General features: G+C 68.2%; 28 protein-coding genes. 12 read left to right on the top strand and 16 right to left on the bottom strand.

Annotated features, from left to right (window positions below; all coding sequences use genetic code 11):
- Positions 1-70 precede the first annotated feature (70 nt).
- From IEY58_RS07045 to IEY58_RS07015, 7 genes are all read right to left on the bottom strand, one after another.
- Positions 71-1339 carry an MFS transporter gene (locus IEY58_RS07045; RefSeq protein WP_189043983.1) on the bottom strand — a complete coding sequence of 423 codons (1269 nt, stop codon included), beginning with the start codon at positions 1337-1339 and terminating at the stop codon, positions 71-73.
- On the bottom strand, positions 1336-2331 hold the full coding sequence (locus IEY58_RS07040) for a YncE family protein (protein ID WP_229743548.1): 996 nt from the start codon (positions 2329-2331) through the stop codon (positions 1336-1338). The genes IEY58_RS07045 and IEY58_RS07040 overlap by 4 nt, the downstream gene beginning before the upstream one ends.
- Complete coding sequence (locus IEY58_RS07035; RefSeq protein WP_229743547.1) at positions 2331-3059, bottom strand: superoxide dismutase; 729 nt, start codon at positions 3057-3059, stop codon at positions 2331-2333. Before IEY58_RS07035 ends, IEY58_RS07040 begins: the two co-directional genes overlap by 1 nt.
- Positions 3049-3228 carry a hypothetical protein gene (locus IEY58_RS07030; RefSeq protein ID WP_189043981.1) on the bottom strand — a complete coding sequence of 60 codons (180 nt, stop codon included), beginning with the start codon at positions 3226-3228 and terminating at the stop codon, positions 3049-3051. The genes IEY58_RS07035 and IEY58_RS07030 overlap by 11 nt, the downstream gene beginning before the upstream one ends.
- Positions 3225-4637, bottom strand: coding sequence for a chromate efflux transporter (gene chrA / locus IEY58_RS07025; protein ID WP_189043980.1), 1413 nt, complete (start codon positions 4635-4637; stop codon positions 3225-3227). Before chrA ends, IEY58_RS07030 begins: the two co-directional genes overlap by 4 nt.
- 11 nt (positions 4638-4648) lie before the next feature.
- Positions 4649-5422 (bottom strand): chromate resistance protein ChrB domain-containing protein, encoded by a 774-nt coding sequence (locus IEY58_RS07020; protein ID WP_189043978.1) that lies wholly within the window; start codon positions 5420-5422, stop codon positions 4649-4651.
- A gap of 149 nt (positions 5423-5571) precedes the next feature.
- Entirely contained in the window at positions 5572-6855 is a 1284-nt protein-coding gene (locus IEY58_RS07015) for an MFS transporter (protein WP_189043976.1), read from the bottom strand.
- A gap of 96 nt (positions 6856-6951) precedes the next feature.
- On the opposite strand from IEY58_RS07015, the gene IEY58_RS07010 reads away from it, so the two are divergent.
- From IEY58_RS07010 to IEY58_RS07000, 3 genes are read left to right on the top strand one after another with little or no spacing between them, the layout of a single operon-like run.
- Complete coding sequence (locus IEY58_RS07010) at positions 6952-7593, top strand: TetR/AcrR family transcriptional regulator (RefSeq protein WP_189043974.1); 642 nt, start codon at positions 6952-6954, stop codon at positions 7591-7593.
- 58 nt (positions 7594-7651) lie between these two features.
- Positions 7652-8074 (top strand): MerR family transcriptional regulator, encoded by a 423-nt coding sequence (locus IEY58_RS07005; RefSeq protein WP_189043972.1) that lies wholly within the window; start codon positions 7652-7654, stop codon positions 8072-8074.
- Positions 8013-8408: a carboxymuconolactone decarboxylase family protein gene (locus IEY58_RS07000; RefSeq protein ID WP_189043970.1), complete on the top strand. Its 396-nt coding sequence runs from the start codon at positions 8013-8015 to the stop codon at positions 8406-8408. The genes IEY58_RS07005 and IEY58_RS07000 overlap by 62 nt, the downstream gene beginning before the upstream one ends.
- A 13-nt stretch (positions 8409-8421) precedes the next feature.
- On the opposite strand, the gene IEY58_RS06995 is transcribed toward IEY58_RS07000, so the two are convergent.
- Genes IEY58_RS06995 through IEY58_RS06985 form a run of 3 tightly spaced genes read right to left on the bottom strand, consistent with a single transcriptional unit; the run spans position 8422 to position 13378 of the window.
- Positions 8422-11571, bottom strand: a complete 3150-nt coding sequence (locus IEY58_RS06995) for an efflux RND transporter permease subunit (RefSeq protein ID WP_229743546.1) — start codon at positions 11569-11571, stop codon at positions 8422-8424.
- Positions 11568-12764, bottom strand: a complete 1197-nt coding sequence (locus tag IEY58_RS06990; protein ID WP_229743545.1) for an efflux RND transporter periplasmic adaptor subunit — start codon at positions 12762-12764, stop codon at positions 11568-11570. Before IEY58_RS06990 ends, IEY58_RS06995 begins: the two co-directional genes overlap by 4 nt.
- Positions 12764-13378 carry a hypothetical protein gene (locus tag IEY58_RS06985; protein ID WP_189043969.1) on the bottom strand — a complete coding sequence of 205 codons (615 nt, stop codon included), beginning with the start codon at positions 13376-13378 and terminating at the stop codon, positions 12764-12766. The genes IEY58_RS06990 and IEY58_RS06985 overlap by 1 nt, the downstream gene beginning before the upstream one ends.
- A gap of 148 nt (positions 13379-13526) precedes the next feature.
- On the opposite strand from IEY58_RS06985, the gene IEY58_RS06980 reads away from it, so the two are divergent.
- Both IEY58_RS06980 and IEY58_RS06975 read left to right on the top strand, forming a co-directional pair.
- Positions 13527-14435 carry a LysR family transcriptional regulator gene (locus tag IEY58_RS06980; RefSeq protein ID WP_189043967.1) on the top strand — a complete coding sequence of 303 codons (909 nt, stop codon included), beginning with the start codon at positions 13527-13529 and terminating at the stop codon, positions 14433-14435.
- Between the two features lie 96 nt (positions 14436-14531).
- Complete coding sequence (locus tag IEY58_RS06975) at positions 14532-15491, top strand: ion transporter (RefSeq protein WP_189043965.1); 960 nt, start codon at positions 14532-14534, stop codon at positions 15489-15491.
- Between the two features lie 15 nt (positions 15492-15506).
- Here IEY58_RS06975 and IEY58_RS06970 read toward each other — a convergent pair whose 3' ends face one another.
- The 3 genes from IEY58_RS06970 to IEY58_RS06960 are packed head-to-tail and all read right to left on the bottom strand — an operon-like array spanning position 15507 to position 17355.
- Entirely contained in the window at positions 15507-16376 is an 870-nt protein-coding gene (locus IEY58_RS06970; RefSeq protein ID WP_229743544.1) for a metal ABC transporter permease, read from the bottom strand.
- A complete protein-coding gene (gene aztA / locus IEY58_RS06965) occupies positions 16376-17161 on the bottom strand; it encodes a zinc ABC transporter ATP-binding protein AztA (RefSeq protein WP_189043963.1) in 786 nt (261 codons plus the stop codon). Before aztA ends, IEY58_RS06970 begins: the two co-directional genes overlap by 1 nt.
- Positions 17162-17187: 26 nt before the next feature.
- Complete coding sequence (locus IEY58_RS06960) at positions 17188-17355, bottom strand: hypothetical protein (protein WP_189043961.1); 168 nt, start codon at positions 17353-17355, stop codon at positions 17188-17190.
- Between the two features lie 194 nt (positions 17356-17549).
- Between IEY58_RS06960 and IEY58_RS06955 the strand changes: the two genes are divergently transcribed.
- Complete coding sequence (locus IEY58_RS06955) at positions 17550-18005, top strand: NlpC/P60 family protein (RefSeq protein WP_189043959.1); 456 nt, start codon at positions 17550-17552, stop codon at positions 18003-18005.
- A gap of 35 nt (positions 18006-18040) precedes the next feature.
- The gene (locus IEY58_RS06950; protein ID WP_189043957.1) at positions 18041-18469 is read left to right on the top strand and encodes a hypothetical protein; all 429 of its coding nucleotides are present in this window, start codon (positions 18041-18043) and stop codon (positions 18467-18469) included.
- Positions 18470-18493: 24 nt separating this feature from the next.
- Here IEY58_RS06950 and IEY58_RS06945 read toward each other — a convergent pair whose 3' ends face one another.
- The 3 genes from IEY58_RS06945 to IEY58_RS06935 form a co-directional block, all read right to left on the bottom strand.
- On the bottom strand, positions 18494-19531 hold the full coding sequence (locus IEY58_RS06945) for a nickel/cobalt transporter (RefSeq protein WP_189043955.1): 1038 nt from the start codon (positions 19529-19531) through the stop codon (positions 18494-18496).
- Positions 19531-20142 carry a DUF1007 family protein gene (locus tag IEY58_RS06940; protein WP_189043953.1) on the bottom strand — a complete coding sequence of 204 codons (612 nt, stop codon included), beginning with the start codon at positions 20140-20142 and terminating at the stop codon, positions 19531-19533. The genes IEY58_RS06945 and IEY58_RS06940 overlap by 1 nt, the downstream gene beginning before the upstream one ends.
- Before the next feature lie 100 nt (positions 20143-20242).
- Positions 20243-21586: an Nramp family divalent metal transporter gene (locus IEY58_RS06935; protein ID WP_229743543.1), complete on the bottom strand. Its 1344-nt coding sequence runs from the start codon at positions 21584-21586 to the stop codon at positions 20243-20245.
- 189 nt (positions 21587-21775) lie between these two features.
- On the opposite strand from IEY58_RS06935, the gene mntR reads away from it, so the two are divergent.
- From mntR to IEY58_RS06910, 5 genes are all read left to right on the top strand, one after another.
- Complete coding sequence (gene mntR, locus IEY58_RS06930) at positions 21776-22255, top strand: manganese-binding transcriptional regulator MntR (RefSeq protein ID WP_189043951.1); 480 nt, start codon at positions 21776-21778, stop codon at positions 22253-22255.
- Positions 22256-22258: 3 nt separating this feature from the next.
- Entirely contained in the window at positions 22259-22885 is a 627-nt protein-coding gene (locus IEY58_RS06925; RefSeq protein WP_189043950.1) for a LysE family translocator, read from the top strand.
- Between the two features lie 94 nt (positions 22886-22979).
- Positions 22980-23792: an undecaprenyl-diphosphate phosphatase gene (locus IEY58_RS06920; RefSeq protein WP_189043948.1), complete on the top strand. Its 813-nt coding sequence runs from the start codon at positions 22980-22982 to the stop codon at positions 23790-23792.
- 272 nt (positions 23793-24064) lie between these two features.
- Entirely contained in the window at positions 24065-25309 is a 1245-nt protein-coding gene (locus IEY58_RS06915; RefSeq protein WP_189043946.1) for a DUF3419 family protein, read from the top strand.
- A 1-nt stretch (position 25310) separates the two neighbouring features.
- Positions 25311-25988: a class I SAM-dependent methyltransferase gene (locus tag IEY58_RS06910; protein WP_189043944.1), complete on the top strand. Its 678-nt coding sequence runs from the start codon at positions 25311-25313 to the stop codon at positions 25986-25988.
- Positions 25989-26012: the final 24 nt, after the last annotated feature.

Here is a 26012-nt window from a genome sequence, read left to right as displayed (position 1 = left end):
TGTCAGCACGAACGAACCGGCGATGCCACCCCATGCGCCACGTTTTCAAGGCGTTGGCGCCGGTTCACCACTAGGGGCGACGCTGGGCCTCCTCCGGCGGGCGAACGGCGCGGAACCGCATCAGCAGCAAGAGGTCGTAGGCGGCCTTGAGCGCGCCGCCGATGACGAGCGGCCAGCCGAAGCTGGTGAGCGCCAGGAGGTAGCCGGACGCGAGCGGGCTCAGTGCTGCGGCAAGGCTGCGCGGCACGGCCGTGATGCTGGCGGCGGCCGGCCGTTCGGCCGGCGTCACGACGGCCATGACGTAGGAGGTCCGCGTCGGCACGTCCATCTGGGAGAGCGCTGCGCGCACGAGCAAGAGGCCGATCGCGACCGGCAGGCTCGGCGCGAACGGCACCAGCATCAGGCAGAAGTTCGCCGGCAGATGGGTGAACACCATCGTGTTGATGAGGCCGAAGCGCTCGGCGATCGGCACCGCGGCGAGGTACGACGCGGCCGAGAGCAGGCTCGACCAGAACAGGATCGCCGCGGCCGCCGCGACCGAGATGCCGAAGTTCTGGAACAGCCACAGCGCAAGGAGCGACTGCACGACGAAGCCGCCGCCGAACGCGTCGATCGAGAACAGCGCCATCAGGCCATAGACGATCCGTCTCGACGGGCCGAGCGGTGCCGGGGCGGCCGCGCCCGCCGGCGCCTCGACCGCCGATGACAGCGGCCGATAGAGCAGCAACGCCGCGATGCCGATCAGGCCATAGAGCGCGAACATCAGCTGCAGGGCCGTGAGGCGCGGCAGCCCAGACCCGGCGGCGATGAGGTCCGGCAGCGGCGCCGCGAGCGTGCCGAGCGCGCCGGCGAGCGTGCCGATCAGGCTGTAGCGCGCGAAGAGTGCCGTCCGCCGGCGCGGCTCGATGGTCTGGCTGAGGGCGGCGTGCTCGAGCGGCAGGAACAGGCTGACGTCGCCGGCGGTCGGGTTGAGCGTGCCGACGAAGGCGACGACCAGGATCGGCCAATAGTCCCGGACGAGCGTGAAGCCGGCACCGGTTGCCGCCATGAGCAGGCAGGCCGCGAGCAGCATGCGCCGGCGGGAGTGGCGATGGGCGATGAGCCCGGCCGAGAGCGTCAGCAGGGCCGAGCCGACGAGTGTGCAGGTGACGATCGTACCGATGGCGAAAGCGTCGAAACCCAGTTCCAGGAGATAGACCGGCAGCAGCAGGGCGGTGAAGCCGTCGGCGAACGACCGGATGGCCCGGCCGGCAAGGATCCAGAACGCGTCGCGCGGCAGGCCGCGCGGGATCGGCCGCCACCATTCCTCGCCAGCCACGATCGTCCGAAGCGCGGTCATGGCGCCGGCCGATAGAGCAAGAGCTTCGCCGTGTCGCCGAAGAGGCCGGCCCGGGCCGCCACGACGAGGCGGTCGAGCTCCGGAATGAAGAGGGCGGTCCGGGCGCCGGGACTCGTCGGCACGCGCGCGATCGCCGATCCGTCACGCCGCCGGACATCGACCATCCCTTCGCCGCAGCTGACGTAGATCCGCTGCCGCTTCGTATCGAAGAAGACGTCGTCCGCGTCGCCGCAAGTCTCGGCCGACGCCTTCGTGGCACCGCTCTCCATGTCGATGAGGACGAGGCGGGGCGGACTGCGGAACACGCTCGCGATGGTCCGGCTTTCGACGTCGATCGCCATCGGGAAGTTCGCGCCGAGCCCCTTCAGCGGCCAGGTCGCGAGCAGCCGGCCGCCGGTGCGATCCACCACGGCGATCCGGCGCGCGTCCGGCAGGTTGACGAAGACCCGGGGCGAGCCGGGCTCGAGCTGGAAGCCTTCCGGATGGACCGGCAGCGGGATCGTGCGCGCGACCGCGCGGGTCGCGGAATCGATCACGGCCAGGCCGCCGCTGCCGTAGCCGACGATCACTTGTCCCGTGCCCGGATCGACGCGGACATTGTCCGCGTCGTCGCCGAGTGCCACCACGCCCGCGGGCGCATAATCGTCGCCGCGGAAGAAGCGGACCGTGCCGTCGCCGGCGCTCGCGACCACGACCAGATCGGGGCCGGGGACATAGGCCAGCCCCTGGGGTTCTTCCAGGTCGTTGATCCTATGGAAGCGCTTGGCGCCGGCCAGATCGACGACGTCGACGCTGCCGTTGCCGAGCTCGGCCACCATGAGGCGTCGACGCGCCGGATCGACCGCCATATGGTCGATCCGGCCGCCGACGTCCTCCAGCGGGATCGTTGCCTCCAGCACCAACGGCGGCTCGGCCGCCTGGGAGGCCGTGCCGGGGCCCGCCCAGAGTCCCAGCGCCAGGCCGAGCCGCGCGATGATGGGCAAGCGACGCATCAGCTTTCGCCGCTGTAGCGCGTGTAGAGCGATGCCGCGCCGTCCCAGCGGATGTTCTGCATGAACGCGTCGACATAGGCGCCCGCCCTGGCGCCATAGTCCATGTGATAGGCATGCTCGTACATGTCGAGCACCAGCACTGGACGGCCGCCGGCGAGCGTCGTCGTATGGTCTGCCGCCCAGCAGTTGATGAGCTGCTTGTCGCGCGGCGAATAGGCGAGGATGACCCAGCCGGAGCCGCCGCCCTCAGCCTTGCCCATCGCGGAAAACTCGGCGCGCCAGCGCTCGACGCCGCCGAAGTCGCGCTTGATCGCCTCTTGGAGCGCGCCGGTCGGCTGGCCGTCACCGCCGATGGCGTTGAAGAAATGCTCGTGCAGGATCATCGAGTTGGCGGCGATCAGTTCCTCGCGCTTCAGGCCGTTGACGAGGAAGGTCGGCGCCGTCGCCCAGTCGAGCCCGGCCAGCTGCGCCTCGATCGCGTTCAAGCGCTTCACGGCGCCGCTGTAATTATTCTCGTAGTGGCTGACGAGGATCTTCTCGGACATGCCCTTGATGTGGCTCGGCTCGAATGGCATCGGCTTGATTTCGTAAGGCATGGGAATCTTTCCTTGCTCAGGGGAGGTTTGGGCCTGCGCCGCGCCGACGGCGAGCCCGACAGGGATCGCCAGGCTGGCAGCGGCGAGGCCGGCGGCTTCGATGAACTGGCGGCGGTCGAGATCAGCGGTCATGGGCCACGCCCTCGTTCGCCGAGACGGCCGCATCGGGCTCCGGGCCCGCCGTGGTCGCGGTGAGCGGCAGCCCCCGTTCGCGGGCAGCGCGGTTCAGATATTCGGCGGCGATCAGGCTCTTGGCCGAGCCGTGCAGGCAGACGAAGGCAATCTTCCTTGCAGCAATCATTGCATTACTCCGAGAAAATAACTGCCCACGCCGAGCGCCGAGCAGACTGCCAGGGTCGGGATCATCCCGACCTTGAACCGGAACAGGGCGAGCATGGCGGCCGTGGCCAGGATCAGCGTTCCGATGCTGATCGAGCCCGGATCGGGCACCTGGAGGCGGAGGGCGAAGCCGGGATGGGCGACGTCCACCCGGCCGAACAGCGTGTGAATCGCGAACCAGACGGCGAGGTTCAGCACGACGCCGACGATCGCCGCGGTAATGGCGGAGAGCGCCGCCGACAGCGCCTTGTTGCCGCGCAGCGCCTCGATGTACGGCCCGCCGACGAAGATCCACAGAAAGCACGGCGCGAAAGTGGTCCAGGTAGCGAGCGTGCCGCCCAAGACGCCCGCCAGCATCGGCGGCAGCAGCCCCGGATGGCGGAAGGCGCCCATGAATCCCACGAACTGGAGCACGATGATGAGGGGACCCGGCGTCGTCTCGGCCATGCCGAGACCGGCCAGCATCTCGCCCGGCTGGAGCCAGCCGTAGTGCTCGACCGCCGCCTGCGCGACATAGGCTAGCACCGCGTAGGCGCCGCCAAACGTGACGACGGCCATGGTCGCGAAGAACGCGGCGATGTCGGTGAACACGTTCTGCGTGCCGACCGTCGCCAGCAGGACGACGAGCGGCCCGAGCCAGAGCACGAGGCAGATCGCTGCGATCCGGAGCGCGCGACCGGTTGCCGGCCGGACATGCTCGGGGATTTCGCGCGCGAATGCCCGGTCGATCGCCGCCGAGCCGTCGTCGGTGGCGGCGGTCTTGCCGTTCGCACCGGGACGGAAGGCTGCGATCCCCGCCGCGTTGCCGACGAAGCCCACCAGGGCGGCCGCGATCACGATCAGCGGGAAGGGGACGCCGAAGAAGAAGATCGCGACGAAGGCCAGTCCTGCGAGGCCGACCATGACGCGGTTGCGCAGCGCCCGCTTGCCGATCTTGACCAGCGCTTCAAGCACGACCGCCAGCACGGCGGCCTTGAGTCCGAAGAACAGGCCCTGGACCGCGCCGATGTCGCCGTACCCGGCGTAGAGCCAGCTCAAGATCATGAGCGCGACGTAGCCGGGCAGGACGAACAGCCCGCCGGCAATCAGCCCGCCGCGAATGCCGTGCAGCAGCCAGCCGATGTAGGTCGCAAGCTGCTGCGCCTCGGGACCCGGCAGAAGCATGCAGTAGTTGAGCGCATGCAGGAAGCGGGTCTCGCCGATCCATTTTTTCTCTTCGACCAGGATGCGGTGCTTGACGGCGATCTGGCCGGCGGGTCCGCCGAAGCTCAGCATCGCGACGCGCGCCCAGACGCGCGTGGCCTCGCCGAGGGTGACCCCGTGGCCCACGGTCGGTCCGACGGCGATATCGGGCGCCTCGAGCTTGCTCATGCCTATCTCGCTCACGACAACGATCCGGCGCGGCATGCGGCGTAGAGTGCGTCATAGACGACGAGCCCGTGGCGCAGTTGGCGATGGTCATCGTCGAAGACGGCGGACAGGCCGCGCGACACGGCGAGCAGGCCTGCCGCCTCCGGTACCAGATCGGGCCGGCCCGTGTCGGCGCCGCGAACGATCGTCGCCAGCCGGTCGAGCCCCGGCGCATCGAGTTCGGGCGCCTCGAGCCGATAGCGATGGCGGATGGCGTCGAAGCTGCATTCGTCGCCGTGATGGCCAAGCTCGACGCCGGGGATGTCATAGGGGGTGGCGCCGGTCGCGGCGGCGGCCGCCAGCACCGCGTCTGCCGGGACATAGAGGAAGCGCGCGTCCGGATCGATGAACCGGCGGATCAGCCACGGGCAGGCGATGCGGTCGACCTTCGGCCGCTCGCGCGTGACCCAGAGCGACGGATCCTCGACCGGCCGCAGCGGGAAGCCGCGATCGAGCCAGCCCTGGATGCCCTCCTTGAGGAACTGGGCAACGAACCCGCGCTCGCGGAGCGCCGTCGCGGCCACTTGGCTGACCTCGCGCCCCTGGACGCCATAGACGACGATCGGCCGGCCGATCTCGATCGCGCCGACCCACTCTGGAAGCTCGTCGGGGTCGCGCCGGATGGCACCCGGCAGCATCTGGTGCCAGGCCGCGAACGCCTCGTTCGGCCGCACGTCGATGACGAGCGGTGGCGGAAAGGCGCCCCGCGATTGCTGAAGGTCTTCGGGACAGACCGAAACGTCCATAGCTCCCTCCACGCCGCGGGGCGGCGGTGGTTGAAGCAGAGCTTGGACGACGATCGTCTAAAGGGGAGCCTGCATTCCCCCATGCGCAAGAAGATAGGGCGGCGCCGGCCGCGCGGCAAGTGCGCGACGGCGCCGCCCTGTCGTAATCGTCACTCGGCCGGGATGGCGATCGGCCGCAGCTCGCCCTCGTCCCGGCCACGCTTCAGGCCGATGAACAGCACCATGACCGAGGCGCCGACGCAGAGCGCGCCCGAGATCATGAAGGCCTGGGTATAGGAGCCGAGGTCGGTCCTGAGCAGGCCCGCGCCATAGGCTGCGAACGAGGCGCCCAGCTGGTGGGCGGCGCCGATCCAGCCGAACATGATGCCGACGTTCTCCTTGCCGAACGCATTGGTCGCAAGCCGGACCGTCGGCGGCACGGTCGCGATCCAGTCGAGCCCATAGAACACGGCGAAGATCGACAGGCCCGCGAAGCTCAGATCGAACGAGAAGGGCAGGAACAGGAGAGACAGGCCGCGCAGCCCGTAGTACCAGGCGAGCAGATAGCGGTTGTCCCAGCGGTCGCTGAGCCAGCCGGACAGCGTCGTGCCGAAGAAGTCGAAGATGCCCATGGCGGCGAGCAGGCTGGCGCCGGTTACCTCGGGGATGCCGTGGTCGACGCAGGCCGGAATGAGATGGGTCCCGATGAGCCCGTTGGTGCTGGCGCCGCACACGAAGAAGCTGCCGGCCAGCAGCCAGAAGTCACGCGAGCGGAAGCCGGCGATGAGCGCATTGATCGCACGGGTGAACGGGTTGCCGGCAACATGGACCGGCGGCTCGGTGCCTTCGGGCTCGCCATAGGGGCGCAAGCCCAGGTCGCCCGGCCGGTTGCGCATGAACAGCGCCACGACCGGCACCATCACGGCCGAGACGCCGGCAACCGTGAGCGAGACCGAGCGCCAGCCATAGGCATCGGCGAAGCTTGCCAGCATCGGCAGGAACACGAGCTGCCCGGTCGCCGTGCTGGCGGTCAGGATGCCCATGACGAGCCCGCGCCGTTCGGTGAACCAATGGGCGACGACGGTGGCGCCCAGCACCATGGCTGTGACGCCCGTGCCGCTGCCGACCACGACGCCCCACAGCAGGATGAGCTGCCAGGGCTCGGTCATGAGCGGCGTCATGGCGACGCCAAAGGCGATGACGGTGAGCGCTGAGACCATCGTGCGGCGGATGCCGAACCGCTCCATGATGGCGGCGGCGAAGGGGCCCATCAGGCCGTAGAGCAGGATATTGACCGCGACCGCGCTTGAAATCGTGGCGCGGCTCCAGTGGAATTCACTCTCGAGCGGCACCATCAGTACGCTCGGCGTCGAGCGCACGCCGGCCGCGGCCAACAAGGTCAGAAAAGTGATGGCGGCGACGATCCAGCCGTAATGCAGACGCTTTGAACGCATGAGGGACCAGCCTTCAGAGTTTCGGCTCATTGCGCTGGTAATGTGAGAGACAGGTCTGTATCATGTCAACAGCGAAGATCACAAATCGGTAGTGGCATGAGCGTATCCCGCAAACTGGCGCCCGAAGCGCCTTCCGCCGACAAGCTCGCCGACAAGCTCTCTGCGCGCGAGCGGATCCTGAACGTCGCGAGCGAGCTGTTCTATCACCAGGGCGTGCGCGCGGTCGGCATCGACACGATCATCGCCGCCGCGGGCGTCGCCAAGATGAGCCTCTATCGCGCCTTTCCGTCCAAAGACGATCTGGTCGCAGCCTATCTGGAACGGCGCAATCTCGAGTTCTGGGAGCGCTGGGACCGCACGGTCGCAGCATATCCGGACGATCCGCGGGCGCAGCTCGAAGCCCTGCTCGATGCGATCACCCGCCGGACGGTGTCGGAAGCGTACCGTGGCTGCCCGTTCCTCAATACCGCGACGGAGTTCCCGGGCTCGGCCCTGCCGGCCGATGCGGTCATCCGTGCGCACAAGCATCGGGTGAACGAGCGGCTCCGCGCCATGGCCGAGGGTGCGGGCGTGCGCGACCCGCAGACGCTCGCCGACCAGCTGCAGCTCGTCATCGACGGCGCCTACACGGCGGGCCAGGCCTTGGGCGCCGACGGGCCGGCCAAGGCGCTCGCGTCCGCCGGGCGCGTGCTGATCGCGGCAGCGCTCGGCGATGTGCCGACGAAAACAACCGCTTGACTTAGAGCGCGCTCTAACTTGTAGAAGTCCCAGCGTCGTGACGGAAACAAGGTAGAGCATGAAGATCGGCGATCTCGCCCGGCGTACCGGCCTCAGCACCTACACGATCCGCTATTACGAGCGGATCGGGCTGTTGCCGCGCGTGCCGCGCACGTCGAGCCAGCGGGACTATGACGTGAGCATCCTGCCGTGGGTCGAGTTCATCGGGCGTCTCAAGACGACCGCGATGCCGATCCGCGAGATGGTGCGCTACGCCCAGCTGCGGGCCCGGGGGCCGGAGACCAATGCCGAGCGACGGGAGTTGCTCGAACGGCATCGGGACCAGGTCCGCGCCCATGTGGCCGAGCTTCAGGCCTGCCTTGCCGTCCTGGATGACAAGATCGCCGGCTATGCCGACGACGATCGGATGGAGCAGAGCCATGACGCAGACGCACTACGAGACCAACGACCGGTTCGAGCGGGGGCAGCGCGCCCTCGCTGAGATCGACGGCGCGGGCGGGCAGAAGGTGATCGACGCGCTTGCCGACATCGCGCCCGATTTCGCCCGCTATCTCCTGGAGTTCCCGTTCGGCGACATCTATTCGCGCCCGGGCCTGGACTTGAGAAGCCGCGAGATCGCGACCATCGCGGCGCTGACCGCGCTCGGCAATGCCGCACCCCAGCTCAAGGTCCATATCGCGGCCGGCCTCAATGTCGGGCTCGGCCGCGAGGAGATCGTCGAGACCATCATGCAGATGGCGGTCTATGCCGGCTTCCCCGCGGCACTCAACGGCCTGTTCGCGGCGAAGGAGGTGTTCGCGGCCCATCCGGCCTGATAGACGGGCCGGCTCAAGCCGCGGACGGCCGGCGTCGGACGAGCTGCCGCAGAAGCGCGCGCAGCCGTCCCACGGCCTGCTCCAGCCGGCCCATGTAGAGGTAGACGACCGGCGTCGTGAACAGGGTCAGCACCTGGCTCACCGCCAGGCCGCCGACCATGGCATAGCCCAGCGGCTGGCGGATTTCCGAGCCGGTGCCGGTGCCGACCATGAGCGGGATGCCGCCCAGGATCGCGCACATCGTCGTCATCAGGATCGGCCGGAAGCGCGAGAGGCAGGCGGCATGGACGGCCTCGAGCGGCGTCTTGCCCTCGCGCTCGGCGGCGAGCGCGAAATCGACCATCATGATGCCGTTCTTCTTCACGATGCCGATCAAGAGCACGATGCCGATGATGCCGATAACGTCGAGCGGCATGCCGGCGGCCATCAAGGTCAGGAGCGCGCCCAGGCCGGCCGACGGCAAGGTGGAGAGGATCGTGACCGGGTGGATGGCGCTCTCGTAGAGCATGCCCAGGATCAGGTAGACCGCGGCCAGCGCCGCGGCGATCAGCGCCGGCTGGCCGGCGAGCGCCGTCTCATAGGCATGCGCCGTGCCCTGGAACGACGCCTGGATGCTGCGCGGCAGGTGCAGGGCCGCGACGGTCTGCTGGACATCGGTGACCGCCGTGCCGATCGAGCTGCCCGGCGCCAGGTTGAACGAGACGGTGACCGACGGGAACTGTCCCTGGTGGTTGACCAGCAGCGGCGCCGTGGTTGCCGTCGGATGCGCGACCTGGTCGAGCGGCACGGGCGCGCCCGCCGACGAGCGCAGGTAGATCGACGTGAGCGCATCCGGTCCGTGCCGGAAGGCCGGGTCGACCTCCAGGATCACGTAATACTGGTTGAGCGAGGTGAAGACCTTGGTCACCACGCGCTGGCCGAAGGCGTCGTCGAGCGCGTTGTCGATGTCCTGCGGCTGGATTCCCAGGCGCGAGGCCGCGTCGCGATCGATCGCGATCGAGAACTGTAGGCCGGCACTCTGCTGGTCGCTCGTGACGGCGGCGACGCTCTTGAGCTTGGCGACGGCGGCGACGACCTTCGGCGCCCAGCTCGCGAGCTCCCCGGCATTCACGTCGGTCAGCGTGTACTGGTACTGCGTCTTGGCGACCCGGCCGCCGATCGTGATGTCCTGGGACGCCTGCATGTAGAGATGGATGCCAGTAACACCCTCGAGCTGCCGGCTGAGGCGCCGGATCACCTCGTCGGCGCTCGCGTGCGGCCCGCGCTGGCCCCGGGGCTTCAGCGCGATGAACAGGCGGCCCTGGTTCGGCGAGGGGTTGGTGCCGCCGGGCCCGACGTAGCTCGCGACCGAGGCGACGGCCGGGTCCTTGAGCACCAGGTCCACGACCTGCTGCTGCTTGGTGGCGAGCGCCTCAGACGACACGTCCTGCGCCGCCTCCGTGACGCCGGCGATGAGGCCGGTGTCCTGCTGCGGGAAGAAGCCCTTGGGGATGCTGACGAACAGGTAGCCAGTGAGCGTGACCGTCGCGAGCATGACGACGAGCATCGTGCGCTGGTGCCGGAGCGCCCGCGTGAGGGCTGCGTCATAGCCGGCCGCCAGCCGGTCGAAGCCGCGCTCGAGCAGCCGGTAGGCGAGGCCGTGCCGCGCTCCGCCGGCCGGCACCGGCTTCAGGAGATAGGCGCACAGCATCGGCGTCAGCGTGAGCGAGACGAAGGCGGAGACGCCGATCGCGACCGCGACGGTGACGGCGAATTCCTGGAAGAGCTTGCCGACCACGCCGTTCATCAGCAGGAGCGGGATGAAGACGGCGACGAGCGAGACGGAGATCGACAGGATGGTGAAGCCGATCTCGCCGGCGCCCGCGAGCGCCGCCTCGAGCGGTTTCTTGCCGTGCTCCAGATGATGGACGATGTTCTCGACCATGACGATCGCGTCGTCGACGACGAAGCCGACGGCGATCGACAGCGCCATGAGCGACAGGTTGTCGAGCGAATAGCCCAGCACCGCCATGACCGCGAAGGTGCCGACGATCGACAGCGGCACGGCGATGCCCGGGATGATTGTCGCCCACAGGTTGCGCAGGAAGACGAGGATCGTCATCACGACGAGGCCGATGGTCAGCGCCAGCGTGAACTGCACGTCGGCGACCGAGGCGCGGATGGTGGTCGTGCGGTCGGAGACGAGCGAAATCTTGATCGCCGGCGGCAGCGAGGCCTCGAGCTGCGGCAGTTCCTGGTTGATGCGGTCGACGGTCTGGATGACATTCGCACCGGGCAGGCGCTGCACCGCGAGAATGATGCCGCGGCCGTGGCCGTACCAGGCTGCCAGCTCGTCGTTGGCCGGCCCGATCTCGGCATGGCCGATGTCCTTGACCCGGATCGGCGCGCCGTTCTTGTAGGCGACGATCACGTTGTTGAAATCGGTAATCTTGGTCAGCTGGTCGTTCGTCTGCAGCGCATAGGCCTGCTGCTTGCCTTCGAGGGTGCCCTTGGGATTGTCGACCGTCACGGCGGCGAGCGCCGTTCGCACGTCCTCGAGCGCCAACCCTTGGGCCGCCAGCTGCTGCGGGTTGATCTCGACCCGCATGGCCGGCTGCTGCTGCCCGCCGATCGTGACGAGGCCGACGCCCGGCACCTGCGACAGCTTCTGGGCCAGGATGCTCTCGGCGTAATCGTCGACCGTGGTCAGCGGCAGCGTGTCCGAGGTCAGCGCCAGGATCAGGATCGGCGTATCCGCCGGGTTCGTCTTGCGGTAGGTCGGCGGCGTCGGCATGGTCTTGGGCAGGTCGCCGCCCGCGGCATTGATCGCGGCCTGGACGTCGCCCGCCGCGGAATCGACCGTGCGCGAGGCATCGAACTGCAGGGTCACCTGGGCGAAGCCGGTGGCGCTCGCGGACGTCATCTGCGACAGGCCCGGAATCTGGCCGAACTGCCGCTCGAGCGGCGTTGCGACCGACGAGGCCATGGTCTCCGGATCGGCGCCCGGCAGCTGCGCCGTCACCTGGATCGTCGGCAGATCGACCGACGGCAGCGCCGCGACCGGCAGGGTGCCGTAAGCGATGATGCCGATGAGGACGACGCCGATCATCAGCATGAGCGTCGCGATCGGGCGGCGGATGAACGGGGCGGACAGGCCGCCCGTATGGCTGGTTTCTGTGCTCATGGCTGGATCCCCAGCATGTCGGTTTGCGCATTCTTGAGTGGGGCCGCACTAGCGACTTCGTTCGCGGTCTGCTCGGCGACGCGTGTTCCCGGCTCAAGGCCGTATTGCCCGTCGGTCACCACCTTCTGGCCGGGAGCGAGACCCGACGTGACGAGCGCCCGGCCATGGGCCAGCTGGGCGACCTGGATCGGCTGCATGATCGCGGTCCCGCTTGGATCGACGACCCAGGCGTAGCTGCCGGCCGGGCCGCGCTGGACCACGGCGGCCGGCACGGCGACGCCGTCGTGGCGGACGGAGAGGACGAGCCGGGCCTGGACGAATTCGCCTGGCCACAGGAGCTTCCCGGCGTTCGGGAAATCGGCGCGCAGCGTGATCGTGCCGCTCGCGGCGTCGACCATATTGTTGGTGGTCTCGAGCGTGCCTTGGTCGAGCTTCCGCGCGCCGTCCTGGGAATAGGCCTCGACCGCAAGGCCGGTCTGGCCCGCCGCCGCCATGCGCTGCTGGATCTCGGGCAGATCCGCCTGGGGCAGCGTGAACAGCACGGCGATCGGCTGGACCTCCGTGATGGTCACGAGCCCGTTCGCATCCGTCGGATGGACGACGTTGCCCTCATCGACCAGACGGAAGCCCGCGACGCCGTCGATCGGCGCGGCGATGTCCGTATAGTCCACCTCGACCTGGTCCTGGTCGATCTGCGCCTGGTCGGCCTTCAGCGTCGCCTGCTGCTGCGCCACCATGGCCTGTTGGGTATCGACCTGCTGGCCGCTCGCGAAGCCGGAATGGGCGAGCGGCAGGTAGCGATTGAGGTTGGCCTCCGCGTTCGCCAGATGCGCCTTGTCGCGGGCAAGTGCCGCCTGGTCCTGCTCGAGCTTGGCCTGATAGAGCCGTGGGTCGATCTTCACCAGCAGATCGCCCTTATGCACGGTCTGGCCCTGGGTATAGGCGATGCGCTGGATCTGCCCCTCGACCTGGGTACGGACGGTCACCGTGTTGAACGCCTGGACCCGGCCGAGACCGTCGAGTTCGATCGGCACGTCGCCGGCCGTAGCGGTTGCCACGGTGACGGGCACGGGCGCTGGCGTCACGGCAGGGGCGGGGACCTTGGCCACTGCGTCGTGTTCATGCGACAGCAGGGCGAAGGAGAAGCCGCCGGCCATGGCGAGGGCCGGCACGAGAAGCTTGCGGCGCATCATCAGTCTCCGAGTTTGACGGCGGTACTGGGCCGATAGAAAGGCTTCGGCGGGTCGAGGGCCGCGGCGGACAGCTCGGCGAGGTAGGCGGTGCCGATCCGCACCGCCGGTCCCACGAGCCTGCGTTCGCGCAACTGGGTCGCGCGCGCGTCGATGCCGAGCGAGCGCAGGCGCTGGACCAGCAGTCCGGGCAGCCGCTCGCGATCGGGATCGTCGGACCCGAGCCCGACCAGGCGGACCTTGACCCTGCGGTCGAGGGCGGCGGCGGCCGTCGCAAGCGCCGCCGGCGGGTCGTAGACGAGCACACCGGTGCAGGCGGCTGGCACCTCGACCGCCCGGTCGATGCAGAGGCCGCCGCCTTTGCCGATGCCGACCAGCAATTGCCGTCCGCTCGGGATCGGCAGCCCGGCGAGCGACCGGGTGATCCGAATGGGGATGTCGCCCTCAGCCTCGAACACGACGAAGGCGCCAAACGGCAGGGCCGCGGCCCAGGCGTCGGCTGCATCCAGCAGGTTCGGCGACGCGCCGGCGCCGCCGATGATTGCCACGAGAAATTCGGCCGACGGGCCGCCGGTCCGTTCCGCCACCAGGCCGAAGCTGGTTCTGGTCCACTTCATGCCGCGTCTCCGATGTCCGTGGCTTGAAGATGCCGCGCCGCTCCGCCCCATTCCAATGTATGCTCGGCACTGCAATATGCCCGTCCGACATGATCAGTTCCGACATGAGCAGCCGGGCGAGGCTGCCTCGTCGGGAAGGCCCGGTCGCATGAATCTTCGCGCCCTCGATCTCAACCTGCTCGTCGTGTTCGACGCGGTGATGACCGATCGCAGCGTCACCAAGGCCGCGGTGCGGCTCAACATGGCGCAGCCGGCGCTGAGCCACGCGCTGACCCGCCTGCGTCAGGCGCTCCAGGACGAGCTGTTCGTCCGCACGCCGGACGGCATGGCGCCGACGCCCAAGGCGGAAAGCCTGGCGGAGGGGGTGCGCGAGGCGCTCGACGGCCTGCGCACCGCGCTCGACAGTGCCGAGCCGTTCGATCCGACCACCGCCGACCGGCAGTTCGCCATCGCCGTCAACAATCATGCCGCCATCGTGCTGGCAGCCCCGCTCGCCACGGCGGCGGCGGCAGAGGCGCCGAGCGTCGTGCTCGACTTCCGACCGAGCGGCACGCTCGATCTCGCCGACCGGCTCGACCGGGGCATGCTCGATCTGGCGATCGGCGGCACCGCCGCACCCGGCGATCGCTTCGCCGACCTGCGGCTGTTCCATGATCGCTTTGCCGTGCTCATGCGGCGGGGACATGCGGCCGCGAATGCCGGCGCACTCACGCTCGCCGCCTTCGCAGCCCTGCCGCATCTCATGATCACCTCGTCGGGCGAACGCGTCGACTTCGTGGATGAAGCGCTCGCGGCAGCGGGGCTCGCGCGCCGGATCGCGCTTCGCGCGCCGCTGCTGGCGACGCCCGCGGCCTTGCTGCAATCCGACATGATCGCCGTGGTGAGCGAGCGGGCCGCGCAGGAGTTCGCCCGGACGGCGCCGCTCGCGACGGTGCCGCTGCCGTTCGAGTCGCCGGTGCTGACGACGGCGATGCTCTGGCACCGGCGTGTCGGCGCCGTCCCGGCGCATCGCTGGCTGCGCGATCTCGTGCTGCGCGTCGCCCGGACTGCCGGCTAAACGCGAGTTGTTCCCGAAAGCGTGGGCAGCGGGGCCGAGCTGGGTTAGGCTTCGAATTTAAGGGAGAAAACCGCGCGGGAAGGCGCAATGCGCTCGATGCCGACGTTACGCCAACGGGTCAATGCCTGGTTCGACCATGACCTGCCGTCCAACTGGGGCGGGCGGCTGATCGGCGGCTTCGTCGCCCTGCTGATCGTCGTCAACGTCTCCTCGGTCGTTCTCGAATCGGTCGAGAGCCTGCGCGAGCGACATTTCGCGACCTTCTGGTGGATCGAGCAGATCTCGACCGCCGTGTTCACCGTCGAATATCTCTTGCGGGTGTGGAGCGCGCCCGACCGCATCTCGGCCCGATTCCGCGCGCCGGTCTGGGGCCGGCTGCGCTACGCCTCCCAGCCGTTCTCGCTCGTCGACCTGGTCGCGATCCTGCCGGCGATCCTGGGTATGCTCGGCGCCGACGACCTGCGCGTGCTCCGGCTGCTCCGGCTCCTGCGCATGCTGAAGCTGACGCGCCATTCGACCGCCTTCGCGCTCTTGTGGGACGTGTTCCGCGAAGAGGCGCAGTCGATCGGTGCCGTGCTGTTCATGCTGCTGATCACGCTCATCATGAGCGGCAGCATCATGTACATGCTCGAAAGCGACGCGCAGCCGGAGGTGTTCTCCTCGATCCCCGCGGCGATCTGGTGGGCGCTCGTGACACTCACTACCGTCGGCTACGGCGACATGGTGCCGATCACGCCTTTGGGCAAGATTTTCGGCGGCTTCGTCGCGGTCGTCGGCGTCTGTACGCTGGCGCTCTTTTCCGGCCTGCTCACGGTCAGCTTCATGGACCAGCTGCGCCTCCGGCGCGAGCAGTACCGCTCGCTGCTGCGCGCTGGCGTCGCCGGCCGGCAGATCCGGGCGCGCGACGCCGCGGCGATGGAGCAGCTCGGCGCCGAGATGGGCGTGTCGCGCCGAGACGCTGAGGCGATGGTCGGCCAGGTATTGGCCGACGCCGCTGCAGACCGCTGCCCCCATTGCGGCCAGCCCATGCCGCATCCGGCGGAAGCGGCGAAGTAACTGGCGGCTGGGCGATCACGCCGCCAGGTGCGACTTCACGAAATAGCGGGTGCGGATCGAATCGCGCCGGCCGACGGCGACGGAGACAAGGTAGAGCAGGCCGGCTGTCAGGATGATGGCCGGGCCCGACGGCAGGTCGGCATGATAGGAGACGAGCAGGCCGACATAGCCGGCAAGCGCCGCGAGCGCGCTTGACACCGCGGCCAAGGACCAGATCTCGCGCGCCCAGAAGCGCGCGGCGGCGGCCGGGATCATCATGAGGCCGACGGCCATCAAGGTGCCGAGCGCCTGGAAGCCCGCGACCAGGTTGAGCACGACCAGCGTCAGGAACAGTGCGTGGATCGTGCCGCCCGGCACGCCGACCGAGCGCAGGAAGCCCGGGTCGAACGCGTCGAGCACGAGCGGCCGATAGATGAGGGCGAGGGCAATGAGCGTCACGGTCGCAATCGCGCCGACCAGGATCAGCGCCGTGTCGTCGACCGCCAGGATGGTGCCGAACAGCACATGCAGCAGATCGACGCTGCTGCCGTGGGTCGACACAATCAGGACGCCCAGTGCCAGCGACATGAGATAGAACGCGGCGAAGCTCGCGTCTTCGCGGAGCGGCGTCAATCGCGTGACGATGCCGGCCAGGAGCGCCACCAGCAGCCCGGCGCCGAGGCCGCCGAGGCTCATCGCCGGCAGCGACAATCCTGCGAACATGAAGCCGATCGCCGCCCCCGGCAGCACCGCATGGCTCATGGCATCGCCCATCAGGCTCATGCGCCTCAAGACCAGGAACGTGCCGATCGGGCCGCAGCCAAGCGCCAGCGCCAGCGCGCCGACGAGCGCGCGCCTGAGGAACGGGAACTCGACGAACGGTCCGGCCAGGAAGTCGTAGAGCATCAGGCGCGAGCCCTCAGCGCATCCTCGGCCGCCGCATGGCAGGCGACGGCGTTCTCATCCCAGGCTTCAGAGATGCGCCGCGCGGCCGCCAGATTGTCCGGCGTCAGCACCGTCTCGGTCGGGCCCCAGGCGACGAGCTCGCGCGCGATAAGCAGGCTCTCCGGGAAATGGGCGCGCACCTGCTCGAAATCATGCAGCACGGCGATGATCGTGCGGCCCTCGCGGTGCCAGCGCTCGACCAGCGCCAGAAGATCGCGCGTCGTCTTGCTGTCGAGTGCGGTGAACGGCTCGTCGAGCAGGATCAGCGGCGCGTCCTGCACCATGAGGCGCGCGAACAGCACGCGCTGGAACTGGCCGGACGAGAGTGTCGAGACGCCGCGCTGCTCGAAATGGGCGAGACCGACGGCGTCGAGCGCCGCCAGCGCGGCCTCCGTCTCGGCCCGGCCGGCGGCGCGGTGCCAGCCGATGCGGCGCCAGGCGCCGAGCAGCACCGTGTCGAGCACGGTGATCGGGAAACCGCGCTCGATCTCCGACTGCTGCGGCAGATAGGCAAGCCGCGCAGGCCCGGCCGGATCGCGCCGGACGCGGCCGCTCACCGGGCGAAGCGTGCCGGCGATGGTCTTGACGAGCGTCGACTTGCCGGCGCCGTTAGGGCCGATAATGGCAGTGAGCGAGCCGGCCGCGAACCGGCCGCGAATGTGATGGATCGCCGGATGCCGCTCGTAGGCGACGGTCAGATCCTCGACTGCGACCGCGGCGCCCGACGCGGTCTTGGCCGTGCTCATTACGGCTCCACTCATTGCAACGCTTGTCATTGCAATGCCCAGGCGACGCCGAGCCACAAGAGCGCCGACAGGCCGCCGGCCCAGGCGAGCCGGAAACCCAGGCCATGGGCAAGCGGGCTCGTCCCCGCTACCGGTAGCGACGCCCGGCGGCGGACATGCGCGTGATCAAGCCCGTGCTCCGTCTCCATCGCCATGCTGCGGTCCACCCGTTCGATCGAAAGAAAAGGATATAACGTTACATTTCGACCGCGACAAGCGCGCGTCGCGCATCCCACTCGCGATCGCCAGCCCCGGTATCGTGGACAACATCGTCAGGTGGTGCCGCTTCCCGCCGTCTCGACCTTAGCGTACGCTCCGGTGCAGACGCCATCGAAGGACGCCGGACCAGATGCCAGACGATCAATCACCTGCCGCCACCACGTCGGATAGGATCGCCGTTGCGGCCGCCAAGCTCTGGCAAACCAAGCAGGCCGCCACATACGCAACTCCCCCTGTCTCCGATCAAGCCTTCGACTGCTCGTATTTCGTCTGGCTCGCGATCAAGACGGTGAACCCGCTGTTCGTGCGCGAGAGCTCGGATGAGATCGCAAAAGACAGGCTACAATTCCAGTCGGTGACCGGAGCGCCACAGGCCGGAGACATCGTCTACTTCCCGGCCGGGCCGGTACCGTACGAGGTCCAGAAGGGCGTGAAGCGCTCCTTCCCGGCGCACGTAGCGATCATGCTGTCTGCTTCCCAATTCGTCGGCATGCAGTCCGGGGGCGTAGGCAAGGTGAACGTACCGGATCGCTGGTGGTGGTCCCGGAAGAAGCAGTTCCTCCGCTACATCGGTTCGGCACAATGAGGTTGCTCCCAACCCTAGTGGCGGTCGCCGCTGCCATGGTCGGCATCGGCGCGGCGATGGCGGACGACGCGTCTCAGCCCATGTCGACGCCGCAGGGGACGCCTGAGATGTTCGGCACCTGGACCGTGACCAAGGTTCTGTGCAGCGATTGCCAAGGTCGCAAGACGCCGGAGATCGGCACCCAGATCGTTATATCTGACGACTCGTTCAACGACCCGTTCTCCACGAACTGCGCCACGGGCGCATCGTATCCGAACCGTCAGCTCCCTTGGCTGTCCGCAATCAAATTGTTCAAGCTGCCGAAGGGCGCACACGCGCTGGCTTCGCCGAAGGGGACGATCACCGACGCCCGACTCAACTGTGACGACGGCCCCTACGCCCGTGTTCTGTTCATCGGTCAGGATCGGGCGATCTACATCTACGAGGGCGAGGACTATTTGATCGAGCGGGCGAAGACGCCGTGATCAGCTGACGAGCGGCGCGGGCCGCTAAAGCCGCTCCCAGGCGCCCAGCATCAGCAGGCCGGCGAAGCCCACGACCAGGACCGAGCCGGCGATGTTGAGCACGCGCTCGAGCCGTTCGCCGGCCGCCGTCTCGCCGCCGGCGAAGCGCTTCATCAGGCCGCGCGCCAGGATCGACAGCACGCCGATCGCCGAGACGGTCAGGCCCATGCCGAGCGACAGCGACATGACCGCAATCGTGCCGACCAGCATCGCGCCGTTGGCGAGCGCGAACAGCATGATGATGATGGCGCTGGCGCAGGGGGCGACGCCGGCCGCGAGCGTCAGGATGTGGCGGAACGAGCTGTGCGCCGGTGCCGGGTGGTGATGCCCGTGGTCGTGGTGATCGTGGTCATGATGATGATCATGGCCGCAGGCATGGTGGTCGTGGCCGAGCGGAGCGGGCCCATGATGATGGTGGTGTCCCCGGCCCGTGGCCGCACGCCAGAACAGCACCAGGCCGATCAGCACGACCAGGCCATAGCTCAAGAACTCGACCATGGCGCCGTTGTTCTCGATCGCCATCTGGCTGGTCCGGAGGACCAGCGATAGCAGGGACACCACGACGATGGCGGTCAAGCCCTGCAGGAGCGAGATGACGCCGCCCATCATCACGCCGCTGGTCCAGCGGGCCTCGTTCGCGACGAAATAGGCGGCAACAATCGATTTGCCATGGCCGGGGCCGGCCGCGTGCAGCACGCCGTAAAGGAAGGCAAGCGCCAGGATGGTCGCGAAGGCGGTGCGCGAGCCGGTGTCGCGCACGGCCTTGAACTGGTGCGAGATGCGTTCGTTCAGCAGCATCTGCTGGTGAGCCAGCCGTTGCAGCATGCCGTTGAAAAGGCCGGTGACGGGCAGCGTAGCCGCAACGTCGCCAGGCTGCGCCGCTGGCGCCTCCGGTTGGCCCGCGGGCTTGCTCGACAGCGGCGTGCCGCCGCCGCCGGTGAACGGGTCGGCCTTGGCAGCGCCCGCCAGCCCGGCAGCGAGCCCCGTCGCGAGCAGCAGCAGGACGAAGAGGAGCCGGCGCATCAGGCGCCGCCCTGATAGGTGCAGGACACGATGTCGGCGTCGACCTGGCCCCAGCCCTGGGTGTCGCGCCGCACCGTGCCGGGCTGGCAGTCCGCCTTGAGCGCGGCACCGCCGGTCGCCTTGACCGGATCGTCGGTCGCGAGTTCGAAATCCACGTAATATTCCGGGTCGAACACCGCGATCTCCAGCAGGTTCTTGGGCGCCGCCTTGGGCAGGGTCAGCGGGATGACGAAGCTGTAGATCGCCTTGTCGTCGGCATTGAAGCTCGCCGTGAAATCCTTGGGCGTGCCGAATTCGACCGGCTTGCCGTCGAGGCTCATGGTCGTGAAGTAATGCACGGTCGCGAGGTTCGTGAAGGCCTTGTCGTGCAGGTTCTGCACGTCCTTGGCCGTGATCGGCCCCTTCTTCGTCGAGGTATAGTCGGAGCGCAGCATGGAGCTATAGAGCTCGTCGAAGCTCCAGGTCATGCGTACGCCGGTCACAGTGTCGTGGTCGAACAGCACCTCGACATGCTCTTCGATGAAGATGTGCGGATGAGCCAGCGCCGCGGCGGGAGCGCCGAGGCCGACAAGGACGAGGAGCGGGGCGACAGGGCGCCGAAGGGCGATCATGGCCGCCTCTATAGCAGAGCGGCGGGAGCGCATCACGTCCCGCCGCATGATGCGTTTCGGGTCTGGGGCAAAGCGTCGCGCCGCTGGCCGCGGGCGCTCGCTAGAACAGCATGTCCGCAGCGAGCTTGAGGTTGAGCGCCACGATGAGGAGCGACACGGTCCAGGCGGCGATCGACATCATGCGGGAATTGGCGAATGGGCCCATCAGCCGCTTGTCGCCGGTGAGCCAGACGAGCGGGATCATGGCGAAGGGCAGTTGCAGGCTGAGCACGACCTGGCTGCCGATCAGCATGTCGCCGGTTGCCTGCTCGCCCGAGAGTGCCACGACGATGGCGGCCGGCACCACGGCGAGGGCGCGCGTGACGAGCCGCCGGAGCCACGGCCGGATGCGCATGTGGAGGAAGCCCTCCATGACGATCTGCCCGGCGAGCGTGCCGGTCAGCGTCGAATTCTGGCCGGCGCAGAGCAGGGCCAGCGCGAACACGGTCGCGGCCAGCGGCGCGCCCAGCAGCGGCGCGATCAGGTGGTAGGCGTCCTGCAGCTCCGCGATGTCCTGATGGCCGGAGGTGTGGAACGTGGCGGCCGCCAGCACCAGGATCGCGGCGTTGATAAGGAGCGCGAAGCCAAGGGCCACGTTGGAATCGATGGTCGCGAAGCGGATCGCCTCGCGCTTGCCGTGCTCGTCCTCGGCATAGCCGCGCGTCTGCACCAGCGCCGAATGCAGATAGAGGTTATGCGGCATCACGGTGGCGCCGATGATGCCGATCGCGACATAGAGCATGGCCGGGTCGTGCACGATCTGCGTACGCGGCACGAGCCCGCCCAGGACGCCGGCCATCGCCGGCGAGGACACGAGCAGCTCGTAACCAAAGCAAACAGTGATGAGCGCGATGAGGCCCACGACCAGCGCCTCGACGCCGCGGAAGCCCCAGCGCTGTAGCCCCAGCACCAGGAGCGTATCGCCGGCCGTCAGCAGCACGCCCCAGAGGAGCGGCAGGCCGAACAGCAGCTCGAGCGCGATCGCCGTGCCGATCACCTCGGCCAGGTCGCAGGCCACGATGGCGAGTTCGGCGACCGCCCAGAAGGCGAAGGACGCCCTGGGCCCGAACCGCTCGCGGCTCAATTGGGCGAGGTCGCGGCCGGTTGCGATGCCGAGCCGGAGGCTCAGCGCCTGCAGCAGCATCGCCATCAGGCTGGAGAGCACCACGACCGAGAGCAGGGTGTAGCCGTAGGCCGAGCCGCCGGCGAGGTCGGTCGCCCAGTTGCCCGGGTCCATGTATCCCACGGATACAAGATAGCCCGGGCCGCCGAAGGCGAGGAGCTTGCGGAACCAGCCGGCGTCGACCGGGATCCGGATCGACCGATGCACCGGGCCAAGCGAGACCGACCGCGGGGCGAGACCCGGGGTCATCGGTTCGGCTAGGCTGACATCGCTCGGTGCCATGGGCGTTCTGCCCCCTCGGATGAAGCTCGATAATGAGATTATAGCATTGGCTATATTCGGTACAAGATGCCAGTCGTTGAAATAATTGTGACCGACAGGCGCTTGGCGGGCGAGGGCGGCCCGGCCCGCCTTACAAAATCGCCGCCCGCTTGCTAGGATCCGAGCCCGGTAGAGCAAGGAAGTGGCGCAATGGGCGAGGACAGGGAGACGCCGGTCATCGGCGTCTTGAGCTGCGTGGTCGACGAGCCGGAAAGCCAGGCGCGGGCATTCGGCCAGCAGCGGCGCCAGCGCGACAGCATGATGGCGCAGGACTATTGCGAGCTGATCGCCGACCTCATCGACACCCAGGGCGAGGCGCGGGCCGTCGATATCTCGCGACGGCTGGGGGTTGCACACGCGACCGTGGTCAATACCATCGGCCGGCTGCAGCGCGACGGCTATGTCCAGCAGCAGCCCTATCGCTCGATCTTCCTGACCGATGCCGGCCGGGCGCTGGCGCTCGAATGCCGGCGCCGGCACCAGATCGTGCTGCGTTTCCTCGAGGCGCTCGGCATCGATCCCGAAACCGCGCGCGCCGATGCCGAGGGCATGGAGCATCACGTGAGCGAGCCGACGCTTGCCGCGTTCGAGCGCTTCATCGCCGAGGCCGCGGCCAAGAAAGTCCTATAGGTCATGAACTGGCAGCTCGTCGCGCTGTTCGCGGTCACGGAGCTGGTGCTGTGCCTGACGCCCGGGCCCGCGGTGCTGACCATCCTGTCCCAGGCGCTGAAGCACGGCGCCGGCCGCGCGCTCTGGTCGATCTTCGGCATCATCGCCGGCAACACGCTTTATTTCGTCCTGTCGGCGACCAGCCTCGGCGCCTTGCTGCTTGCCTCGTATGAATTGTTCTTCGCGATCAAGTGGCTGGGCGCTGCCTATCTCCTCTGGCTCGGCGTCCGGACCTTCTTCGACCGGACGTCGAGCCTCGCCGTCGCGGCCGCCCCTGTGGCGCGCGGGCGGGCTGCCGGGCTCTTCACCCATGCCTTCGTCGTCCAGGTCGCGAACCCGAAGGCGCTGCTGTTCTTCACCGCACTATTGCCGCAATTCGTCGATACGCAGCGGCCCGTGGCGGTGCAGTTGGTGGTGCTGGCGCTGGTAAGCGTCGTGATCGAGTTCGTGGTGCAGCTGTTCTATGCCTGCCTCGCGGCCCAGGCGACGCGGCTGGCACTCCGGCCACGCTTCGCGCGCCTCACCAATCGCATCGCCGGCACCTTCCTGATCGGTGCCGGCGTCGGGCTTGCCAGCTTGACGCGCGACTGATCCCGCATCTTCAGCCCCGGCTTTTACACTGGGCACCCCGGTCCGGACTTGCTATAGCCGGTCCGCCCCCCGTTCCACCATCTGCCGAGGCGACATGGATCTCCTTCAGACCCTGATCATTTCCATCATCCAAGGCATCACCGAGCTTTTCCCCATCTCCTCCGTCGCTCACGCGGTCCTCACGCCTTTCGCCTTCGGCTGGGACCTGAGCCCGGAATTCCTGAAAGAGCATTTCCTGCCGTTCGTCGTCATGCTGCACCTCGGCACGGCGGTGGCGCTTTTTGTCTTCTTCTGGCGCGACTGGCTCGATTTCCTGATGAGCCTGTTCGACAGCCGCGCGGTGACGGCGCGGCGGACGCTCATGCTGGTGATCGTCGGCACCATCCCGGCGGCGATCATCGGGCTCGTGTTCGAGAAGCTCCTGAAAGGCATCTTCTCCAGCGTGACCTCGGCCGCCTTCTTCCTGCTCTTGAACGGCGTGCTGCTCTATGCCGGCGAGAAGCTACAGAGGCGCGGCACGAAGGAGGTCCAGGAACTGAGCTTCACCCAGGCGGTGCTGGTCGGGCTTGCCCAGTCGCTGGCGCTCGTCCCCGGCTTCTCGCGCTCCGGCGCCAGCATGGTCGCGGGCTTCTGGGCCGGCCTCACCCACGAGGCAGCCGCGCGTTTCTCGTTCCTGCTGGCAACGCCGATCATCCTGGGTGCGAGCGTGCTCGAACTGCCGAAGCTCGCCCATGCGCCGGCCGGCACCATGGGCAATGCTACGATCGGCGGCCTCGTCGCCGGCGTCATCGCCTTCCTCAGCGTCTGGGCGCTGATGATCTGGTTCCGCCGCCACGAGGTGAATGCGATGCGGCCGTTCGCGATCTATTGCTGGCTCGTGGGCGCCCTGGTGCTGGCGCTGGCGTAAGCGCCGGCGCCTGACGGAAAACGAGGAGTCGGATGGCGTCCGTGCGCCGTCCACTCCTCGCTCTGCTTAAGAAACGGGCGTCGGTTCTCCGAGAAAAGTGGTCTTTCTTAAGTAAAATGACAGTTCGGAGACGGTTCTGTGGAGGCTCGGTGAAATCATCGCCGGGCCCCCTAAATCTAGTAGACCGGCCCTGACTTTGCTCCTATTCCGCTCGTTACTCCGGCCCATGGGCACGCTGCCGAAGGGCCCGCAACGAGGGATGGGCTTTCCCGATGGTGGCACTGGCGCGTAGCAAGACCGCAGCAATCAAGAAGGCGGTCTATCGGCAGGCTCCCAGCAAGAAACAAGCGCTGCTCGACCGGCTGTTCGCGCTCTGGTTTGCCCGCTTCGTCTATAACCAGATCTGGGAAGACCCGGCCGTCGACCTCGAGGCGCTCGATCTCCGGCCCGACAGCCGGGTTGTCACGATCGCGTCCGGCGGCTGTAACATCCTCAATTACCTGGTCGCCGACCCGGCGCAGATCACCGCCCTCGACCTCAACCCGGCGCATATTGCGCTGACGCGCTTGAAGCTTGCGGCACTTCGCCATCTGCCGGACCACGAGGCGTTCTTCCAGTTCTTCGGCATCGCCAAGAACAAGGACAATGTCGACCTCTACCGCACCCACCTGGCCGACAAGCTCGACCCGGCCGCACGCGCCTTCTGGGAGCATCGCTCGCTCTTGGGCCGCGAGCGCGTCGAGTTCTTTGCCAAGGGTCTCTACCGCAAGGCGCTGCTCGGCAAGTTCATCGGCTTCCTGCATGCCTTCGCCCGGATCGCCGACCGCCATCCGGAACGCATCCTCGACGCGCGCACGATGGAAGAGCAGCGCGAGATCTACGACCGCGAGATCGGGCCGCTGTTCGAACTCAAGCTCGTGCGCCTGCTCGCCCGCCAGCCGGTCGTGCTCTACAGCCTCGGCATCCCGGCAAACCAGTTCGATGCCATGCGCCAGGACTCGAGCGGCGACCTCGCCGACCTGATCCGTCATCGCATCCGGCGCCTCGCCTGCGACTTCGACCTGTCGGAGAACTATTTCGCCTGGCAGGCGTTCGGCCGGCATTATGACGTGAAGGAGCGCCGCGCGACGCCGCCGTATCTCAAGGCTGAGAATTACGCGACGATCCGCGACCGGCTCGGCCGGGTCGAGACGCGGCTGCAGTCGATGACCGACTATCTCGCGAGCGAGGACGCCGGCAGCAAGGACCGCTACATCCTGCTCGACAGCGTCGATTGGATGGACGAGACCATGCTGGCCGACCTCTGGGCCCAGATCCGACGGACGTCGCGCCCGGGCGCGCGGGTGATCTTCCGCACCGCCGGCGCCGAATCGCCGTTTGCCGAGAAGCTGGCGCCGGCCCGCTTCGCCGCTCTCTTCGAGGGCTGGCACTATCACGAGGCGGACTCGAAGCGCTGGCTCGCCCAGGACCGTTCGGCGATCTACGGCGGCTTCCACCTCTATTCCCGCGTCGCCTGAGATGACCGACCTCGCCGCTACCGGTCTTGACGCCGCCGCAGATGCGGCACGGCGCATGGACGTGATGTACCGCTATCAGCGGCACATCTATGACCTGACGCGGAAGTTCTATCTGATCGGCCGCGACCGGCTCTTGGACGCGCTGCCGGTCAAACCCGGCGCCTCGGTGCTGGAGATGGGCTGCGGCACGGGGCGTAATCTGGTCCGGCTCGGCCATCTGGTGCCCGACGCACGGATCTACGGTGTCGATGTCGCCCGGGTCATGCTCGACACCGCGGCGCGTGCGCTCGACCGGGCCGGGCTCGGCGGGCGCGTCCGGCTCGCCCAGGCCGGCGGCCAGGGCTTCGACCCCGAGGCGGCGTTCGGCCTCGCGCGCTTCGACGTGATCTATTTCAGCTATGTCCTGTCGATGATCCCCGACTGGCGGCCGGTGGTCGAGCGCGCGCTCGACCAATTGGCGCCGGGCGGCATCCTGGCCGTGGTCGATTTCGGCGACCAGCTCGCGGCCCCCGCCTGGCGCCGCCGCCTGCTCTTGGGCTGGCTCCGGCTGTTCGACGTGCATCCGCGCGCCGAGATCGAGCGCGACCTGCGCGCGATGGCGGCCGAGCAGGGCGGGCTCGCCCTGGACCAGAACATCGGCGGCGGCTACGCCTATCTGCTGATGATCCGCAAGCGATAGGGTGCGGCGCCCGGCCGGTGGTCG

The organism is Aliidongia dinghuensis, from assembly GCF_014643535.1.
GTDB classification, from domain to species: Bacteria; Pseudomonadota; Alphaproteobacteria; order ATCC43930; family CGMCC-115725; genus Aliidongia; species Aliidongia dinghuensis.
The sequence above is the reverse complement of the archived record's forward strand: the minus strand, read 5'-3'. Positions and strand labels throughout refer to the sequence as shown.

What these genes read in the sequence shown, in the direction of transcription:
- IEY58_RS07045 (WP_189043983.1), bottom strand. Translation starts at nt 1,339, where the DNA reads ATGACCGCGCTTCGGACGATCGTGGCTGGCGAGGAATGGTGGCGGCCG.
- IEY58_RS07040 (WP_229743548.1), bottom strand. Translation starts at nt 2,331, where the DNA reads ATGCGTCGCTTGCCCATCATCGCGCGGCTCGGCCTGGCGCTGGGACTC.
- IEY58_RS07035 (WP_229743547.1), bottom strand. Translation starts at nt 3,059, where the DNA reads ATGACCGCTGATCTCGACCGCCGCCAGTTCATCGAAGCCGCCGGCCTC.
- IEY58_RS07030 (WP_189043981.1), bottom strand. Translation starts at nt 3,228, where the DNA reads ATGATTGCTGCAAGGAAGATTGCCTTCGTCTGCCTGCACGGCTCGGCC.
- chrA (WP_189043980.1), bottom strand. Translation starts at nt 4,637, where the DNA reads ATGAGCAAGCTCGAGGCGCCCGATATCGCCGTCGGACCGACCGTGGGC.
- IEY58_RS07020 (WP_189043978.1), bottom strand. Translation starts at nt 5,422, where the DNA reads ATGGACGTTTCGGTCTGTCCCGAAGACCTTCAGCAATCGCGGGGCGCC.
- IEY58_RS07015 (WP_189043976.1), bottom strand. Translation starts at nt 6,855, where the DNA reads ATGCGTTCAAAGCGTCTGCATTACGGCTGGATCGTCGCCGCCATCACT.
- IEY58_RS07010 (WP_189043974.1), top strand. Translation starts at nt 6,952, where the DNA reads ATGAGCGTATCCCGCAAACTGGCGCCCGAAGCGCCTTCCGCCGACAAG.
- IEY58_RS07005 (WP_189043972.1), top strand. Translation starts at nt 7,652, where the DNA reads ATGAAGATCGGCGATCTCGCCCGGCGTACCGGCCTCAGCACCTACACG.
- IEY58_RS07000 (WP_189043970.1), top strand. Translation starts at nt 8,013, where the DNA reads ATGACGCAGACGCACTACGAGACCAACGACCGGTTCGAGCGGGGGCAG.
- IEY58_RS06995 (WP_229743546.1), bottom strand. Translation starts at nt 11,571, where the DNA reads ATGAGCACAGAAACCAGCCATACGGGCGGCCTGTCCGCCCCGTTCATC.
- IEY58_RS06990 (WP_229743545.1), bottom strand. Translation starts at nt 12,764, where the DNA reads ATGATGCGCCGCAAGCTTCTCGTGCCGGCCCTCGCCATGGCCGGCGGC.
- IEY58_RS06985 (WP_189043969.1), bottom strand. Translation starts at nt 13,378, where the DNA reads ATGAAGTGGACCAGAACCAGCTTCGGCCTGGTGGCGGAACGGACCGGC.
- IEY58_RS06980 (WP_189043967.1), top strand. Translation starts at nt 13,527, where the DNA reads ATGAATCTTCGCGCCCTCGATCTCAACCTGCTCGTCGTGTTCGACGCG.
- IEY58_RS06975 (WP_189043965.1), top strand. Translation starts at nt 14,532, where the DNA reads ATGCCGACGTTACGCCAACGGGTCAATGCCTGGTTCGACCATGACCTG.
- IEY58_RS06970 (WP_229743544.1), bottom strand. Translation starts at nt 16,376, where the DNA reads ATGCTCTACGACTTCCTGGCCGGACCGTTCGTCGAGTTCCCGTTCCTC.
- aztA (WP_189043963.1), bottom strand. Translation starts at nt 17,161, where the DNA reads ATGAGCACGGCCAAGACCGCGTCGGGCGCCGCGGTCGCAGTCGAGGAT.
- IEY58_RS06960 (WP_189043961.1), bottom strand. Translation starts at nt 17,355, where the DNA reads ATGGCGATGGAGACGGAGCACGGGCTTGATCACGCGCATGTCCGCCGC.
- IEY58_RS06955 (WP_189043959.1), top strand. Translation starts at nt 17,550, where the DNA reads ATGCCAGACGATCAATCACCTGCCGCCACCACGTCGGATAGGATCGCC.
- IEY58_RS06950 (WP_189043957.1), top strand. Translation starts at nt 18,041, where the DNA reads ATGGTCGGCATCGGCGCGGCGATGGCGGACGACGCGTCTCAGCCCATG.
- IEY58_RS06945 (WP_189043955.1), bottom strand. Translation starts at nt 19,531, where the DNA reads ATGCGCCGGCTCCTCTTCGTCCTGCTGCTGCTCGCGACGGGGCTCGCT.
- IEY58_RS06940 (WP_189043953.1), bottom strand. Translation starts at nt 20,142, where the DNA reads ATGATCGCCCTTCGGCGCCCTGTCGCCCCGCTCCTCGTCCTTGTCGGC.
- IEY58_RS06935 (WP_229743543.1), bottom strand. Translation starts at nt 21,586, where the DNA reads ATGGCACCGAGCGATGTCAGCCTAGCCGAACCGATGACCCCGGGTCTC.
- mntR (WP_189043951.1), top strand. Translation starts at nt 21,776, where the DNA reads ATGGGCGAGGACAGGGAGACGCCGGTCATCGGCGTCTTGAGCTGCGTG.
- IEY58_RS06925 (WP_189043950.1), top strand. Translation starts at nt 22,259, where the DNA reads ATGAACTGGCAGCTCGTCGCGCTGTTCGCGGTCACGGAGCTGGTGCTG.
- IEY58_RS06920 (WP_189043948.1), top strand. Translation starts at nt 22,980, where the DNA reads ATGGATCTCCTTCAGACCCTGATCATTTCCATCATCCAAGGCATCACC.
- IEY58_RS06915 (WP_189043946.1), top strand. Translation starts at nt 24,065, where the DNA reads ATGGTGGCACTGGCGCGTAGCAAGACCGCAGCAATCAAGAAGGCGGTC.
- IEY58_RS06910 (WP_189043944.1), top strand. Translation starts at nt 25,311, where the DNA reads ATGACCGACCTCGCCGCTACCGGTCTTGACGCCGCCGCAGATGCGGCA.